At 32.4% G+C, this 18,216-nt stretch carries 17 protein-coding genes; 1 reads left to right on the top strand and 16 read right to left on the bottom strand.

Annotated features, from left to right (window positions below; genetic code table 11):
* Nucleotides 1-1,080: peptidoglycan-binding domain-containing protein (locus JMO20_RS14460; protein WP_202710402.1), on the bottom strand; the 1,080-nt coding region annotated here is incomplete at its 3' end.
* Between the two features lie 504 nt (nt 1,081-1,584).
* On the opposite strand from JMO20_RS14460, the gene JMO20_RS14455 reads away from it, so the two are divergent.
* Nucleotides 1,585-2,541 carry a D-2-hydroxyacid dehydrogenase gene (locus JMO20_RS14455; RefSeq protein WP_202710401.1) on the top strand — a complete coding sequence of 319 codons (957 nt, stop codon included), beginning with the start codon at nt 1,585-1,587 and terminating at the stop codon, nt 2,539-2,541.
* 166 nt (nt 2,542-2,707) lie between these two features.
* Here JMO20_RS14455 and JMO20_RS14450 read toward each other — a convergent pair whose 3' ends face one another.
* From JMO20_RS14450 to JMO20_RS14380, 15 genes are all read right to left on the bottom strand, one after another.
* A complete protein-coding gene (locus tag JMO20_RS14450) occupies nt 2,708-3,898 on the bottom strand; it encodes a M20 family metallopeptidase (RefSeq protein WP_202710400.1) in 1,191 nt (396 codons plus the stop codon).
* 16 nt (nt 3,899-3,914) lie between these two features.
* Nucleotides 3,915-4,910 (bottom strand): ABC transporter ATP-binding protein, encoded by a 996-nt coding sequence (locus JMO20_RS14445; RefSeq protein WP_202710399.1) that lies wholly within the window; start codon nt 4,908-4,910, stop codon nt 3,915-3,917.
* Nucleotides 4,911-5,888 carry an ABC transporter ATP-binding protein gene (locus JMO20_RS14440; protein WP_341534036.1) on the bottom strand — a complete coding sequence of 326 codons (978 nt, stop codon included), beginning with the start codon at nt 5,886-5,888 and terminating at the stop codon, nt 4,911-4,913.
* 13 nt (nt 5,889-5,901) lie between these two features.
* Nucleotides 5,902-6,831: an ABC transporter permease gene (locus JMO20_RS14435; protein ID WP_202710398.1), complete on the bottom strand. Its 930-nt coding sequence runs from the start codon at nt 6,829-6,831 to the stop codon at nt 5,902-5,904.
* Between the two features lie 21 nt (nt 6,832-6,852).
* Nucleotides 6,853-7,818 carry an ABC transporter permease subunit gene (locus JMO20_RS14430; RefSeq protein WP_202710397.1) on the bottom strand — a complete coding sequence of 322 codons (966 nt, stop codon included), beginning with the start codon at nt 7,816-7,818 and terminating at the stop codon, nt 6,853-6,855.
* A gap of 55 nt (nt 7,819-7,873) precedes the next feature.
* On the bottom strand, nt 7,874-9,547 hold the full coding sequence (locus tag JMO20_RS14425; RefSeq protein WP_202710396.1) for an ABC transporter substrate-binding protein: 1,674 nt from the start codon (nt 9,545-9,547) through the stop codon (nt 7,874-7,876).
* 94 nt (nt 9,548-9,641) lie between these two features.
* Nucleotides 9,642-10,499 (bottom strand): MurR/RpiR family transcriptional regulator, encoded by an 858-nt coding sequence (locus JMO20_RS14420; RefSeq protein WP_202710395.1) that lies wholly within the window; start codon nt 10,497-10,499, stop codon nt 9,642-9,644.
* Nucleotides 10,500-10,833: 334 nt separating this feature from the next.
* Nucleotides 10,834-11,622, bottom strand: coding sequence for a glucosamine-6-phosphate deaminase (gene nagB, locus JMO20_RS14415; RefSeq protein WP_202710394.1), 789 nt, complete (start codon nt 11,620-11,622; stop codon nt 10,834-10,836).
* A gap of 51 nt (nt 11,623-11,673) precedes the next feature.
* Nucleotides 11,674-12,408, bottom strand: a complete 735-nt coding sequence (locus tag JMO20_RS14410) for a GntR family transcriptional regulator (protein ID WP_202710393.1) — start codon at nt 12,406-12,408, stop codon at nt 11,674-11,676.
* 24 nt (nt 12,409-12,432) lie between these two features.
* Entirely contained in the window at nt 12,433-13,329 is an 897-nt protein-coding gene (gene murQ / locus JMO20_RS14405; protein WP_202710392.1) for an N-acetylmuramic acid 6-phosphate etherase, read from the bottom strand.
* 50 nt (nt 13,330-13,379) lie between these two features.
* Nucleotides 13,380-14,201 (bottom strand): Cof-type HAD-IIB family hydrolase, encoded by an 822-nt coding sequence (locus JMO20_RS14400; protein ID WP_202710391.1) that lies wholly within the window; start codon nt 14,199-14,201, stop codon nt 13,380-13,382.
* Nucleotides 14,198-15,316: a Gfo/Idh/MocA family protein gene (locus JMO20_RS14395; protein WP_202710390.1), complete on the bottom strand. Its 1,119-nt coding sequence runs from the start codon at nt 15,314-15,316 to the stop codon at nt 14,198-14,200. Before JMO20_RS14395 ends, JMO20_RS14400 begins: the two co-directional genes overlap by 4 nt.
* A gap of 77 nt (nt 15,317-15,393) precedes the next feature.
* Nucleotides 15,394-16,137, bottom strand: a complete 744-nt coding sequence (locus JMO20_RS14390) for a sugar isomerase domain-containing protein (RefSeq protein WP_202710389.1) — start codon at nt 16,135-16,137, stop codon at nt 15,394-15,396.
* A complete protein-coding gene (gene nagA, locus JMO20_RS14385; protein ID WP_202710388.1) occupies nt 16,127-17,368 on the bottom strand; it encodes an N-acetylglucosamine-6-phosphate deacetylase in 1,242 nt (413 codons plus the stop codon). Before nagA ends, JMO20_RS14390 begins: the two co-directional genes overlap by 11 nt.
* Before the next feature lie 99 nt (nt 17,369-17,467).
* Nucleotides 17,468-18,214 carry an SIS domain-containing protein gene (locus tag JMO20_RS14380; RefSeq protein WP_202710387.1) on the bottom strand — a complete coding sequence of 249 codons (747 nt, stop codon included), beginning with the start codon at nt 18,212-18,214 and terminating at the stop codon, nt 17,468-17,470.
* Nucleotides 18,215-18,216: the final 2 nt, after the last annotated feature.

Below are 18,216 nucleotides of genomic sequence, written 5' to 3'. Positions count from 1 at the left end.
ATCTGAATTTGGAACTCCTGTTGCTACATCTGTACTCATAAATTGATATTCATCTATATATGCACCTACTATTTGATCTCCAGACACTGCTGCTACTGTTACTGCAAAGCTTTTATTTCCATGAGCTGCATAATTAACTTTTCCTAACTCTAAATTACTTAATACTGTAGAATCCACTTGAATTGGAGCATTTTCACTTGCATTTTTAGCTGCTGCAAGTATTGCTTGAAGATATCCTGCTGTATCTCTTAATGTTGCACCACTAACTACATCAACCATTCCCTCAGATGTGTTAACAGAAAGCTCTTCTTCTAGTTGTGTGATTGTCATACCTTTAACATGAGTTTGAATTGCATCATATGATTTATGTAAAGGTGTAGTTGCTCCAGCCTCTTCTTTCATATGCTCACTATAATATTCAGTATTTACTCTTTTAGATGCTAATACTACTGTTGGATCAGCATAGTTTGCTCCGAAGTCTCCATCTGAATTTGGAACTCCTGTTGCTACATCTGTACTCATAAATTGGAATTCATCTATATATGCATCTTGGATTTTATCTCCAGCTAATGCTACTACTACTACTGCAAAGCTTTTGTTTCCATGAGCTGCATAATCAACCTTTCCTAATCTTAATGCTGAATCATTTGTAGCTACTTCTTCTTTAGTTGTTGAATCTGTTGATTCTATACCAGCTTCTAATACTTCATAAGTTTTAGGTCCAACTATACCATCAGTTGTAAGACCATTTTTACTTTGAAAATCCTTAACTGCTTCAGAAGTTAAGTTTCCAAAGTATCCATCAACTTCTAGATTATAACCAAAATTATTCAACATAGTTTGCAGATTTTTAACTGCATCTCCTTTAGCTCCTACCTTAAGAACGTTAGTTGCTTGACTTGTTGTAGCTGATTCTGTTGTTGTAGTTGATTCTTCAGAAGTTGATGTGCTATTTTCTTCTGAAGCTGCTGATACTACATCTGGTCCAAGTGGCATTAATTTTGGACTTACCATTCCCGCAACAGAAAACAACATTACTACTGATAATACACATGCGACAGATTTAAGAATTTTTTTCATAGTAATACCTCCATAATATTATTTTTTAGATATATCATATTTTTACTAGATAAATACATTTAAAGCAAATTATTGATTGGTTTGTTAATTATCAAACAAATGTAAATATATTCATCCATAAAAATATCCCCATTAGATTATATCAATAATTTATTGGAAAGTACAGTCTACTTTAGAATTATTTATATTTATTCCATAATCTTGGATTATAAAAAATTTTTTTAATGTCTTAATTTATCTATATTTATAGCATATATGATTCATTTATTGTAATAATTTCCATTTTAAGGTAATTTAATTTTGTAAATTAACATAATAATAGTTAACTTTATATCAATGTTAAAATCATATATTGTTAATGTATAAACATACAATTGCTTTAATCGGGATTTTTAGTATTTAATATTAAATAATTCATCTTAGATTCCATTTTTTACAAATGTATCTATTTTATAATATAATGTAATTATTAGATTTATATAATAACTATATTAGGAGGTAATCATGAAAAAAATTGTTTTTCTTAATTCAGAAAGAATTGATTTTGATAGTTTACTGAACTTTTCACCATTAGAAAGGCTTGGAGATCTTACAAAGTATGATGAAAGTAATAACGATGAGATTTTACAAAGAATTGAGGATCATGACATTATTATTACTAAGGAACTACCAATTGGCAAAGATTTAATAGAGCGATTTCCAACTTCCGTAAAGCTTATCTGTGAAGCCGGCACTGGATACAATAATATTGATATCGAAGCAGCATCTAAGAGAAATATTACGGTTTGTAATGTTCCAGGCTACAGCACTGAGGCAGTTGCCCAGTTAGCTATTACTTTTATATTAAATTTAAGTTCATCAATTATACCGCAACAAAATATGATAAAACAAAAGGATTTCTCTAATTTCACTAAACATTTAAAGGTTCATCATTTTGAAGTGCAAAATAAAACATTAGGAATAATCGGTGCAGGAACCATTGGACAACAAGTAATGAAAATAGCCCGTATTCTAGGTATGAATGTTATCTTCTATAATCGTTCATCAAAGGAATTTAAAGATCCAAATATAAGGCAGGTTTCTCTTGAAGAAATCTTTAAGTCAAGTGACTTTATATCTATTCATTGTCCTCTTACACCGAAAACAAAATATTTAGTTAATAAAGAGAAACTAAGTCTTATGAAATCTACAGCTTTTATTATCAATACTTCTAGAGGGCCTATCATAAAAGAGAATGATTTAATAGAAGCATTAAAATATGGTGAGATTGCTGGAGCTGCTCTAGATGTTCAAGATCCAGAGCCACCAGAGCTAGACAATCCATTATTCACCATGGATAACGTAATTCTTACACCTCATATTGGATGGAAATGCTTCGAGGCAAGACAAAGACTTATTCAACTTTTATCAGATAATATAAAAGCTTTTAATGAAGGTAATCCAATAAACGTTGTTGGATAATATGTATACATAACATATTCTTAATACATAGGTTTCTATTATATTTTTTCAAAGTAGGATTCTTGAGTTATATGAGGAAATTGCATATTGTAAATTAGATGTAATCTTGGATAAAACTATATATGCAATTTCCTCATATTAATAATCATTTTTTAAGTCTATCTTATTACTTTAAATCTTTCTCTCTGTATTTAGGCACGTTTTCTTTGAATTCTTTATAAATACTCTCCCTTAAATCTTCACTATCAAATATATCAAAACCTGTCATCGCCAGTGACTTAGCTCCCTTTATCATCTGTTCATGAGCCCTATCAGATATTGAAGCCTTAGTAAAATCTATTGAGTGACTTACCGTCCCTGCATCTGCTATCTTAAGATACGAATGAATTGTAGGAACTAACAAACTCACATTTCCAATATCTGATGAGCCATATTTCATATTCGGTTCAGGGTATTCCATTATTTCGCTAAATTTGGTTATATTTTTTTTGAATTCCTCTGCCATAGTTTTATTTGGGTATCTTTCTGTATAAACTAAAGATTTACTTACTTTACTCCTCGCTCCAGTTAAGATTTCAACAGACTCTACAATCCTCTCTATGCAGTCATTAACATCCTTTAAATCCTTAACAGTATCGGCTCTTATGCTAAACTTACAAGATGCATAGTCAGGAATTATATTTGAAGCCTTTCCACCATCTGTTATTATTCCATTTATATTTGCCTTTAAAGGAAGAGTTGCCCTTAAGTGGTCTATTCCATTAAAGGTTTGTATTACTGCCTGCAGTGCATTAATTCCATCTTCTGGTGAAGCTGAGTGGGCTGATTTACCAAAGTACTCCACTATCATTCCTCTCGTTGCTAATCCTCCTCTGCATATTAGATTCCTTGTAGAAGGATGTATCATTAATGCATAGTCCACATTATCAAAAATACCTTCTTTAATCATTAAAATTTTTCCACCCCCGCCTTCTTCTGCTGGAGTTCCTAAAACAACAATATTCCCATCTATTCTATCTGCTATCTTACTTAATCCAATGGCTGCTCCCACAGACATAGTAGCGATGAGATTATGTCCACATCCATGACCAATCCCTGGAAGAGCATCATATTCAGCTAAAAAAGCTATTGTAGGCCCTTTTCTCCGTCCATTATACTCTCCTCTAAAAGCTGTACTAATTCCTCCAATGCCTTTTTCTACTTCAAATCCATGACTAGACAATAGATTTGTTATATTCTCCACTGCTTCAAATTCTTGAAAAGCAAGCTCTGGATTATTATGAATATCATTACTTAACTTAACTAATTCTTTCTTTATATTCTCAATTTGATTAATAATACTATCTTTTAAATCCATAGAATTCCCCCCTCACCTAATATAGATGACATAAAACGAAATGATCTTTCTCTACCTCTTTTTCTTCTGGCATTACTTCTCTACAAATAGGCTTCATATAAGGGCACCTTTCATGAAAAAAACAGCCAGATGGCAAGCTAATTGGGCTAGGTATCTCTCCTTCAATTCCTTTTGATTTTCTTAGGTTGGTACCAGAGAGCCTAGGAATAGCACTAAATAAAGCTTTTGTATAAGGGTGAAGAGAATTATTAAATATGTGTTCCTTACTACCCTTTTCAACTATTTTACCTAAATACATAACTCCAAGATTATCACTTATATGCTTTACAACTGATAAATCATGGGCTATAAAAAGATATGAAAAATTAAATTCATCCTTTAATTCCATTAAAAGATTTAGAATTTGAGCTTGAATAGATACATCTAAGGCTGATACAGGCTCATCAGCAATTATAAATTCTGGTTCCACAGCAAGTGCTCTTGCTATACCTATCCTTTGTCTTTGTCCTCCACTAAATTGATGGGGATACCTGGTGGCTTGCTCTGGCCTTAATCCAACTTTTTCTAGAATATCTAGAGCTTTCTCCCTTGCCTCCTGTAGATTATTAGCAACCTTATGAAATAGCATAGGTTCTACTAATATATCAATGACCTTTTGTCTTGGATTCAATGAGGCATAAGGATCTTGAAATATCATTTGCATTTTTTTTCTATATTTAAGCATTTCGTTACCTGAAATATTAGTTATGTTGTTCCCTTTAAATTTGACAGTTCCACCCTTAGGTTCGATAAGCTTAATTATAGTTCTAGCAGTGGTGGATTTACCACAGCCTGACTCTCCAACTAAACTAAAAACCTCTCTTTGTTTAATATCGAAGCTTATATCATTAACCGCATTTACTATCCGTTCTTCTTTTATAAATCTCCCATTTCTAAACTTTATTTTATCTAGTATTCCTCTATTCAAATCGAATTTCTGTTCCAAATTGTTAACCGATAATATCTTTTCCATTTAATTTGCCTCCTTTCTTAGTGGAAAGTGGCATGAAACATAATGATTTTCTCCAATCTCTGTTAGCTTTGGTTCTTTTTCTAGACAAATATCTTGACAATTTTTACATCGTGGAGAAAAATTGCAACCTTTAGGTAAATCAAACATATTTGGCACTATACCTGGTATTGTATTTAGTTTAGATTTATCTTTGTCAATGTCAGGAATTGAATTAAGTAATCCTTCTGTATAAGGGTGTGTATAGTTTTCAATAATCTCCCTTGTATATCCACTTTCAACAATTTTTCCACAATACATAACATTTATCCTGTCAGCCATCTCCGATACTACAGCCAAATCATGGGTTATAAGCATAAGGGCAACTCCATGCTCTTCAACAAGCTTTTTCATAAGTTTTAAAATCTGAGATTGTATAGTAACATCTAGTGCTGTAGTTGGTTCATCGGCAATTATTAATTTTGGATTTGCAGCTAAGGCTATTGCTATTACCACCCTTTGTCTCATCCCTCCACTAAACTGATGGGGATAATTCTTAAGCCTACTTTCTGGATTAGATATCCCTACATCTTTAAGTAACTCTATACATCTATTCCTGCGTTCATGTTTATTCAATTTTTCATGAAGTAATAAAACTTCATCCATTTGTTCGCCAATAGTGTATACGGGATTTAATGATGTCATAGGATCTTGAAATACCATGGATATTTCTTTGCCTCTAACTTTGTTCATCTCACTCTCAGATTTCTTTAATAAATTAGTACCATTAAAAATGATTTCTCCACTCTCAATCTGTCCAGGTTCATCAATAAGTCTTATAACAGAAAAACCTGTAACAGATTTTCCGCCCCCTGACTCTCCAACAACACCTAGAATCTCTCCTTCATGTATATCGAAACTAACATTATCTACAGCCTTTACAGTTCCTTTAAAAGTGTGAAAATAAGTTTTTAACCCTTTTACTTCAAGTAATTTATTCACAACTATCCCCCCTTTACTTTAACTTTGGATTTAATTCATCCCTTAAAAAATCGCCTAGTAAGTTAATTCCAAAAACTATAAGCATTATGTACAGCCCTGGGAATATGGATACCCACCATAGTCCACTATAGAGTACTTTAAATCCATTATTACAAAGCATACCTAAAGAGGGTCTTGTTACCGGTACTCCTAACCCTAAGAAGCTTAAGGTTGCCTCAGTAAGTATAAAGGAACCTACCTGAATTGTTGATAACACAATTATAGAAGTAAACACATTTGGAAGAACATGTTTAGATATAATCTTAAAGTTAGGAAGTCCTATAACTCTTGTAGCCTCTATATATTCTTTTTTCTTCACAGTTAAAGTTTCACCCCTAACTGTCCTAGCATACCTTACCCAACCCACTAAACATAAAGCTATTAGAATATTCCCAATTCCTCTACCGAAAAATGTCATTAAAAAAAGTGCTATTAGCATTGTAGGAAATGATAGCTGTATATCAGCCATTCTCATAATAAGAGCATCTACTCTACCACCAAAATATCCTGATACCAAGCCTAACGTTATTCCTATTATGCTAGCAAATAATGTTCCTGCCACACCTATTATGAGAGAAATCCTACTACCATAAACAATTGCGCTTAAAATATCTCTACCTTGTTGATCTGTTCCCAAAATAAAATTAGAGTCTCCTCCCTCAATCCAAGCTGGAGGTTTATATGCATCTGATAGGTCAATAGTAGACATATCATAAGGATTTTGAACTGTAAAAAATGGACCTATAAGTGCAGTTAAAAGAACCACAATAGTTATAATTGAACCAATTATAGCTGTTGGTGACCTTTTATAATTATATATAAACTCAGAGCTTAAGAAAGTTTTCAATTTTGAATTCTCTGCTGAACCCTTTAAAGCATTTGAGGTTTTAACTTGGACTTGCATTATATCACCACCCTTTAATTATTATTTTAAGTCAATCCTTGGATCGATAATTGTATAAAGTATATCTACAACAAAATTTATAAATACAAACATAACTGCCACAAACAATATATAAGCTGATACAATAGGTCTATCTGCACTGTTTATAGCATCAATTAAAAGCTTACCCATACCAGGCCACGAAAATATTGTTTCAGTTATAGTTGTAAAAGCTATTAATCCCCCCAACTGTAATCCAAAAATTGTTACTACAGGAATTAGTGTATTCTTAAGAGCATGACCAAACAAAACTTTCTTTCTAGGTACTCCCTTTGCCCTTGCAAATTTTACATAATCCTGCCTCATATTCTCCTGCATACCAGCCCTAGTTAATCGTAATATTGTTGCTAAGCTACCTAATGCTAAAGTAACAGATGGAAGAATGATATGCCTCCATCCGCTGACTGTTGCAAGACTTGTTTTTATACCTAAAAAAACTCCAACATCGCCTCTACCAGATACAGGTAATATCCCTAATTTAAGACTAAATACAAAAATCAACACCATACCTACCCAAAAAGATGGTAGGGAAATACCTGCTATAGATATGGTCATTATACTCTTGCTAAAAAAATTTTTAGGGTAAGCTCCAGAATACACCCCTAGAGGAATTGCAACAAGAGCAGATAGTAACATGGCTACTATAACAATTTCAATAGTTGCTGGAAACCTTTCTGATATTATTCTTAATGCAGGTTGATGATAAACATAAGATTTTCCAAAGTCACCTCTTAAAGCATTCTTAACAAAGATACCATATCTTACTGGAAGTGGTTTATCTAATCCCAAGTACTCTATTGCTGCCTGAACTTCTTCTTCCGTAGCATTTTCTCTAACCATTAAATATACTGGATTTCCCATAACACTCGTAAAAACAAAAACTAAAATTGATACTACTATTAACACCAGTATGAGCTGTGATGCTCTAAAAACTAAATAACGTAACACCTTATCACCCCCATATTAATAAAGAGGGAAGGAATTTCTTCCTTCCCCTAAGTGTTTATTGTAAGAATTCTACATCCCATGCATAAACATATTTGCTTTTTCTTGGATGATATTTAATCTTATCATTATGAGCATATAAGTCTTTTTGGAAGTGTAGTGGTATATATGATATATCATCTGCTGCCATTTTCCATACTTGCTGCATTAACTGATCTCTTTCTTCTGTTTCAGCTGTAGCCATTGCCTTATCAATCAGCTCATCAATATCAGGATTCTGATAATATCCTCTATTAACTCCACCATAACCATCCTTTATATATCCGTCTTGGGACATGCTATACACCATATCTAATCCCATAAGAGCACTTTCTCCACCGGAATCTGCCCATCCACTCATTAAGAAATGAGAATTATCTCCTTCTTTATTCGTTGAACCTATATAAGTAAAGAATATACTTCTAGACATTAGATTTAAATTAACCTTTATACCGACCTTCTCTAAATAAGAAGCTATAGCTGTTGCTATATCTCCATCATTTACATATCTATCATTTGATGCATCTAATGTAATTGTAAATCTATGCCCATCGGATTGTCTTGGATATCCTGCTTCATCCAATAACTCTTCTGCTAAATCTGGATTAAATTCCAATCTCTCAACATCAGGATTATATCCATTAAAACCTTCTGGAATATAAGTAGTAGCTGGAATTGCATAGCCATTCATAATCTTGCTTATAATTTCGTCTTCATTAATAGCACGATAAATTGCTTCCCTTACCTTTATGCTCTTAAGTGGATTTGACCCATCTGGTGCTTCTAACGGCATATCGGCATCTGGACTTGGATTATCTGTCCATCCAGCTAAATTAAGATATATTACTCTTAAACTTGGTATTGAAGCTATAGTAATATTATCTTGTGTTTTTAACATATCTACATCTCTTACTGGAACATCTACTATTAAGTCAACAGCTCCAGACATCATATTAGCTGTACGAGTACCTTCATTTGTAATAGGTTTAAAGGTTACTTTCGTTGCCTCTGGAAGTTCTCCCCAGAAATTATTATTTCTTTCAAATACTACTCTATCTCCTCTAACATGCTCTACAAACTTATATCTTCCTGTTCCATTTGGATTTAATGCAATCCACTCGTCATCTTTACCTTCACAGGTTTCCTTGTCCAAAATCATTAGATCTTTAAGATGAGCTAGTAGCAAGGCATTTGGGTCCTTAGTTATTACCTCTACTGTATAGTCATCTACCTTTTTATAACTCTCTACTGTTGATAGGCAGTACTTAAACGCTGACATATCTACCTTTGACCTATCAAAAGAATAGATAACATCATCTGCTGTGAAATCATTTCCATTATGAAATTTAACTCCCTTTCTTAAATAAAAAGTCCAAACCTTTGCATCCTCTGATACATTCCAATCTTCTGCTAGGGCAGGAACTGGTTGCAAATCTTTATCAGGTTCTATTAATGAATCATATAAGTGATTATTGATTGCATTGGTTAGTGTTTCATTTAAAGGATAGGGATCTAGTGAATAAGCATCACCTGCCAAACCAATAACAACCTCTTTAGGAGTGTCACTCTTGTCTTCTCCAGTTCCATTAGTAGTGTCTTCTTCCCCCGATGTACTAGTATCTCCACCACAGCCTGCTAATAGTGATAGTACTAGTGACATCACTAAGAATAATACTAACAATTTCCTTTTCATTTTGCTCCCCCTTTATTTTTATTAACTCTACTTTAGTAAGTTTAAAACTGACTAAAATAAAAATCTAAACATTGTAATTAAGTCATTGCTAAGCTTAATCATTATTTATATCCTTTATAAGCGAAGCTTGAATTTCATCTAAATCTTCAAGGTTTATCATTATTTTATCTTTCATATTAAAGCAAATTACTACAAGAAGTAATTCTATTAAGCACACTGTAGCAGAAATGAAGTTATAAAAAACCTGAGACTCAGTATAAGACTTTAATACCACATTAGCATTCTTGGCTAAAGGTGATTTTTCACTATCAGTTAGAACAATAAATTTGTATTCTTTATCTGAGAGATATTTAGAAAGATTAATAACGATATGAGAATAGCTAGGAAATGATATTAGAATAAAGCAATCATCTGCCGTTGCCCTTGAAAGTTCCATGCTTACCAATCCCATGTCCCTAACTTCTAATATCCTAACATCAATATTAATAAGCTTTAACCTACTACTTAGATAGTCTACAATCACTTTAGATACTCCTAATCCACATATGTACACTGTTCTAGCATTCTCTATATAACTCGATACAGTTTGAAAAGTATCAACATTGTTGTTTTTCAGCACTTTATCAAAATTCAACTTCTGTATTTGAACAGTATTATTAAAAGCATCATTCAGATTTTCTAATTCTTCAAGTGATGTTTTCATTTTTGTAGGAACATGGAGTTCTTTCTTTATTAATTCCTGAAACTGCTTTCTCATTTCAGTAAATGACTCTAGTCTAATACTTTTACAAAAGTTAATAATAGTCACTTCAGTGACATTTGTTTCTTCACTTAATTCCTTTAAAGTCATGAATCCTATCTTATCTTTATTTTGAATAAGATACTTGGCAATTATTTTTTGTTTAGTACTTAATGACTCTAAGTTATTAGAAATATTTTGTATTATATTCAAATTTATCCACCTCTTTTTAAATATTTTACTATATTTTAAATTTTCAGTCAATTATATTTTATCATATTTTATAGTAAATACTTAAATTTGTTAATACTATTTAAAGTAAAAATAGTGTCCTTTTCTTGGTATCAGTGCTATTAAAGGATTCATTATATATATCACTATATTATAGCTGTGAATTTTTATAAAATGTATACAAATTATAGTAAATATTATATTTTTTGTTATGACCATAAACTATATAAATACACAACGAACTATATTTATCGGCAAAAAAAATTTTGACTCAACTGAGTCAAAATTTTAATCTTTTAAGAGAACTATAATGTAACTAAAAACCTATACTTGTATGATATACATCCTTATCCTGTATGTTTTCTCTCCATAAATTTTTAATTTTAAGATAATTTGATATCTCCTGGTCAATAATTAGTGTGACTTTTGGATGCAATTGTAATAAGGATGATGGAGTACTAGTACTTACTTTACCCTCTATGGTCTTTGCAATAATTTTAGATTTATTTTCACCAGAAGCTAATAAAATAATTTTGTCAGCCTTCATAATAGAACCTAGTCCCATAGTTATTGCTTGTCTTGGCACATCATCAACAGATTCAAAGAATCTACTATTGGCTGAAACAGTTGTATGGGTTAATTCAACTAAATGAGTATCTATTTGGAGCTCTTCACTAGGTTCATTAAATCCTATATGTCCATTTTCTCCTATTCCAAGTAATTGTAAGTCAATACCTCCAGATTCTCTAACCAATTGGTCATACTTTCTACACTCTATCTTTGGATTTTTAGTCATTCCATCAGGTATGTAAGTCTTACTAATATCTATATTAATATGATTAAATAAATTTTCTCTCATAAAATAGGCATAACTTTGTTCATGACTCGGAGCGAGACCGTAATACTCATCTAGATTAAACACAGTAACTTTTGAAAAATCTAATCCTTTTTTATAAGCATCTATCAATTTTTTATAAGCTCCTACTGGAGTACTGCCAGTAGCCAATCCCAGGATCGCTCTAGGATTCTTTTTGATTTCAGTTTCTATCATCCGAGAAGCTATCTTACTCATCATAGAATAATCTTTTGCAACAATAATCCTCATCTCTTCTCACTCCTATTCCACCTCTAAAAATAAAAAGTTTCCAGAATATATTTAAAGTCTATTTAATGTAATTTCAAACTTATATCTATCACTTCTATAAACTGATTTTGTAAATTCTATTGGGGTATTGTCATTTGTAAACGCCCTTCTTTCAAATAATAAACCTAGCATATCCTCAGGAACTCCTAGTAAGTTAGATTCATAAGCAGTTAATATAATGGGTTCCAATGTTTGTTTACCATGGGATAGCTCTAAACCATATTTTTCTTCTAGAACATGGTACAATGAATTACCCCTTAATTCATCTTCACTAAAGCCCTTAGCATATTTTTCTGGAATCCAAGCCTTTTCAAGGGCATAAGGCTCTCCCTCCACTACCCTTAACCTAAATATTTCAAAAACTCTATCCGAGGATTCAATCTGCAATTGATTTATTAACTTTTTTGTTGCTTGTTTGATCGAGAAATTTAAAAGCTTAGTTTCAACTCTTAATCCTCTTTTTTCCATTTCTTCCGTGAATCCTATTAATTCTGATACATTTTGTTTAACTTTAGGCTTGGCTACAAAAGTTCCCTTTCCCTGTTCCCTAAATAACATTCCTTCATGAACTAACTCTGTAATTGCTTTTCTTGCTGTCATCCTGCTTATTTCATGATATTTACAAAGTTCTCTTTCAGTAGGGACCAAGTCTCCTGGCTTTAATACTTCGTTTTCTATCATATCTCTTATAATTTCCTTTAATTGGTAGTATCTTGGTAGTGGACTTTGTTTATTAATTTTCTTCATACTTTCACCCCAATATCTTAAATCTCATAAGTTCTTAATAATTCTTCTAATATGTCCATCATTTCTATCTAATTTTTCCTTAGCATCCTTTTCACTTAATCCTTTATTAAGTAATATTGCAATCTTTACATTGCCCTCTGCTCTAATTAAAAGCTCTCTAGCTTCTTCCGTACTTATATCACAAGCAATTGCCACTATCCTTTCAGCTCTATCCTTAAGCTTTTCATTCACTTGCTTCATATCCACCATAAGATTTTTATAAACTTTACCTGATAAAATCATCAGTGTTGTGCTCATCATATTTAAAACAAGCTTCTGAGATGTTCCTGCCTTCATCCTAGTTGAACCCATGATTGGCTCTGGGCCAGGCTCCGGTAATATGGCTACATCTACAATATCTTTAAATTTAGCAGCTTTATTACATGCTATACCTATTTTAAAAGCTCCTGATTCTTCAGCTTTTTCAAATGCACCCATTACATATGGTGTTCTACCACTAGCAGCTATTCCTATAACACAGTCATTTTCAGTTAGATTAATACCCTCTATATCATTATACCCTTGTTTAAAACTATCTTCCACCCCTTTTACAGGTTGCTTCATACCAATATCTCCACCTGCAAGTATACCAATAACCCTTGATGGGTCTGTTCCAAAGGTAGATGGATTTTCAGCTGCATCTAATACACCTAGCCTTCCGCTTGTTCCTGCCCCTATGTATATGATTCTACCTCCTTTATCCCACCGCTCTTTAAGAGATTTTACTGCTTTTGTTATTTCTGGAATTACTTCTTCCACTGCATAGGCAACCTTTTTATCTTCTTCATTAATTTTTCTCAATATATCCTCTACTTCTAGATCGTCTAAATTCAAAGTATTGAGGTTAACACTTTCAGTAGCAAGTTTATCAAGTTTATCCATACTCTATACTCTCCTTTTATATACATTCTCTATTTTCTTATAATATTTTCTTATTTAAGTATGAATTTTTTTACCAAGCATACAATTCCATCTTCTTCGTTCGATTTAACTACAAAGTCAGCCTTTCTTTTAACTTCATCAGGAGAATTACCCATGGCTATTCCTATCTTAGCCACTTTAAACATGTCTATATCATTATAATAATTACCTACTGCAATAATATTTTCCTTTTCTATTCCTAATAAATCTGCTATTCTTCTTACTCCATTTCCTTTAGAAGCTTCTTTATTAGTGATATCTATACTATAGGGATCTGATCTTATAATATGAATCTCAAACCTTTTCTTTAATGTCCATTCCTCAAGCTGAGTAATCTTCTGTGGAGTATCCACTAGTACAAGCTTTATAATATCTAAACTCTTCCAGTCCTTTATATCTTTTATAAACTTCGGCTTTATACCATTCTTATCTCCAAATTCTATGGCACTTCTTTCTAATTTATTTATAAACCAACTCTCTTCAGTGAATATATGGATAAGTGCATCAATTCTAGATGCATATTTTGCAATTTTTCTTGCTATCTTCCAATCAACTGTTGTCTTATAGTATTCCTTTGATGTAAATGGATCCTTTATCATTGCACCATTGGCACAAATCAAATGTACTTTCAGATCATATTTTATCGCAATATCTTTACAAGTCATAAAATTTCTTCCTGTAGCAAAACATAATTCTACTCCTTGTTTACAGGCCATATCTAAATATTCTTTTGTTGTTTTGGTAATTTGCTTATCATCTGTAAGTAATGTTCCATCAAGATCAAGTACTAATAATATTCTTTCATTATCTTTTTTAAGGTTAACCGAATTCATATATTTGATTGTTTTCCTCCTTTATATTCAGACTGATAAGCCAAATCTATTATTTTTTGAGATTTAGCTCCTTCTGAAAAAGTAGGAGTCTCATGAAAAATAATTCTGTTTTTTGAAATATTATTTAGGATATTCACCTGGCTGGCTAGATGCATATCTATCATACTGCCTAATGACATCTTAGGTGATGGAATTATAGTATTTAAATATCTTGAGTAAGGATCAAAATCTGCAATAGTTATTTTCTCAAGATTATTGTCTTTATTAAATAAAAACACATTCGGTTCATAGAAATCCTTATCAGTAATCTTTATAAACCCCTTTGTACCGTAAATTTCAATATTGAACACTTCTAAAGGATTTACAGATACTTTTGAAACTTCAATGGTCCCTTTAGCTCCATCTACCATATCTAAATTGACTAATCCCCAATCATCTACATCTACTATAGAATATCCTCCATCATCATTTGGTCTTTCCTTAAACACTGTGTTAGTCTCAGCCTTTACCGACTCCACTTCCCCTAATAGAAATCTTACTGTATCTACAATATGAATTCCTAAATCAACTAGAGCTCCTCCACCTGATTTGTTTCTTTGGAGTCTCCATGAAATGGGTCGCTTAGGATTTAAATAGCTTCCATGGAATAAATGTCCTCGAAAGTTGATTATATCCCCTAAACCATTATTTAATAAAAAACTCCTCGCCTTTGCTATAGCTGGCATAAATCTGTAAACGAGAGCAACTTGATTGATAATATCTTCTTCTTCAGTAATATCTGCCAACCTAGTACACTCTTCGTAATTAAGTCCCAATGGTTTTTCACAATAAATATTCACACCATTTTTAGCCAAATATTCTACCTGAGACCTATGAAGATAATTAGGTGTACATATATCTGCTATTTCTACACCTTCATTAACTAAATCTTCGATTTCATGTCCAAGACTCAACCAAAGATTTTTTTCTTTTATTGATTCTTTTCTTCTAATTACCTTAGACATTTCAATTTCTATATCCAAGTTATCAATAACTATTGGTATATTTGAATATCCAACAGAATGAACCTTTCCTATATAACCGTATCCTACTAATCCAACCTTTATTTTCCTCATAAAAACACTCCCATTGCAACCCCTAATTCCTTCCCTATATTTATGGATGAATTGGCTATTGTACTTTTCAAAATCATCTATATTCTACCCTCGTACTTAGCCCTTAGTGCATCATTATGCTGGTCTCCTCCATCAACATTAGCGCTTATAAACACAGGTGGTGTTACACCTTTTTCTTTAAAATTGTTTATAGTTTCTGCTGTTAATCCTTGGGCAATGAATGCACCAGTAATTGACGAAATGGAGCAAGCTTTCATCCTTAAACCTTCTACTGGAATTAAAGCATCTCCCTTAGGTCCACAGTTATCTATTACCACATCCCCTAACTCATATAATTTCTTGCCACTATTATGTCTCGATACAGTATCCTTTGAATGCGCTATGGATGTTACAACAATTAATGGCATATTCTTTTCTTTAACCATGGATGCAAACTCAACTATGGTTCCATTCCTTCCTGAATTTGAAACTATAATAAAGGCATCCTGGGGATGAATTTCGTAAAGGTTCCATAACTTGTGAGCATTTTCTGGATCCCTTTCAATTTGTGGATCTAGTAAATCCTCAGCTGAAAGATCTCCTTTCAGTGCTAAGTCATCCAACGTTACCCTATGCATTGGTACCAATCCACCTGCTCTATAAACTAATTCCATTGCAAATGCCTTAGAGTGCCCTGAACCGAAAATATGTATAACTCCGTCTCTAGAAATAGATTCAGTTAATATATAACTTGCTTCTTTAATTTTTTCCATCTGTGTTTCCTTAAGCTCATCTAAGATTTTATAAGCCTCTTTAAAGAAAACTTCAGCATTAATTTTCATACTCATCCCCCACTTCTTCAATACTTCTTATAGGCTGAATCTTTGGATTAGTAAATGGTCCTTCTTGTTCTGAACTATATACCATCTCTCCTTCAACAAAGGTATATTTAATTTTATAATTCTCATCTAGGATAACTAAGTCTGCATCCTTACCCACTTCTATGCTTCCCTTGCATTCTTGATATCCAGATAGTCTAGCGGGATTTAAAGAAGTCATTTTCAAAGCATCCTCCATGGAATACCCAATATTCTCTACTAGATTCTCTAGTCCATATAATAAATCCCTTGTACTACCAGCGATAGTTCCATCAGGTAATCTACTCCAACCATCTTTATCTATTAAGGCTTTACGTCCTAAAAATGCATATTCTCCTGGCTTTACCCCAGAAGCTGTAATAGCATCAGATATTACACAGATTTTATCAATCGTCTTTATTTTAGTGACTAGTCTTATCATATCAGGATGTACATGGAATGAGTCACATATTAACTCACAGTCCACACCATCATCTAATAAATATCCTCCTAATGCTCCAGGTTCTCTATGATGTATAGACCTTTGAGCATTACAAGTATGATTTGAGAGACTCACTCCCCATCGTATGGCTTTTTTAGTTTCTTCTATTGTTGCATTCGTATGAGCCCCTGAAACTAAAATACCTTTATCTACTAAATACTCAATAACTTCTTTTGCTCCTTCTAGTTCAGGTGCCAATGAAACATGGATTATATTATCATTACTCAATTCTATAAATTCTTTAACTAACTCAACAGAAGGCTTTTCTAAAAATTCAAGACTAAAGGCACCTTTCTTCTCTGGATTTAAAAATGGACCTTCTAAATGAATTCCTAGTATTCTTGTTCCTTGACTTTTATTCTTTATAGCTATACTTAATTCTTTCAATGTATTCTTTATGGCCTCTAAAGGACTTCCCCCGATAGTAGGTTGGAAAGATGTGACCCCTCTAGTGGTTAAATAAGTAGTTAACCCTTTAATATCTTCCACAGTTCCACCGGTTACAGTCCATCCTCCTGCACCATGAATATGTATGTCTATCAATCCTGGAATAATAGAATTGTTCTCTACATCAATTACTTTACCTTCAAAACTTCTAATCTCTTCAGTGTTGAAAATAATATCTTTTATTTTGCTATCTTCTATAAGTATAGCGCCACTCTTTAATCCATCACTTGTATATATCATTTTGCTTTTCAATAAAACTTTGGACACCTTATTTCCCCCTTCATTATCGAATTCACTGTTTTTGAGATTACACATAAACATCCATAATCAATTTTGCAAAGAATTGAAATTTAAAATATAATTTCTTTATCTTAATATTTTAAAAAGTTCTGGATGCTTTTCTAGTAATTTCTCTAATTGCTTTTCATTATATTGATCACTGTTATCAAGATTTGCACTTACCATTACTGGAACTTCTTTACCCTCACCATGAATCTTATCAACTATTCCAGCGACTAATCCTTGCAAAATTACCGCTCCAGCTATGGTTGAGGTTGGAGCAATCTTAAAGTGCTTATTTTTAACTTTTAAAATAGCATCTCCTGGTACTCCACAATTATCTAATACAAAATCTGCAACTTCAAATAGTCTTTTTCCACTTTTATTTCTAGAATCAACACTTTTGCTATGCTTCAAATTAGTCAAAGCAATAACTAATAGACCTTTTTCCTTAGCTTTAATAGCTAATTCAATAGGTACAGAATTTCTTCCAGAATTTGATATTATAATGATAGCATCGCCTTTCCTTACTTCATTTATCTCTAATATAATGTCAGCATAACCAGATAGTCTCTCGATTAATGTGCTTTTACCATGGATTTGATGTAGCATAAGCTCTGGCTCTAAAATAGCTTTTACTTGAAATAATCCCCCTGCTCTAGCATATATCTCTTCTGCTAAAAGGTGAGAGTGACCTGTCCCAAAGGTATATAAAATCCCTCCCCTATCTATAATAGTTGCTACTTTATCAGCTATTAACTGTATGGTACTGCTTTGAGTATCTTTAATTTCATTTAAAAGATCTTCAACCTTATCATAGAATTCAAATAGCATAA

Source organism: Sporosalibacterium faouarense (assembly GCF_016765695.1).
Lineage (GTDB): Bacteria > Bacillota > Clostridia > Tissierellales > VENL01 > Sporosalibacterium > Sporosalibacterium faouarense.
This window is presented reverse-complemented; position numbering and strand designations above follow the sequence as displayed.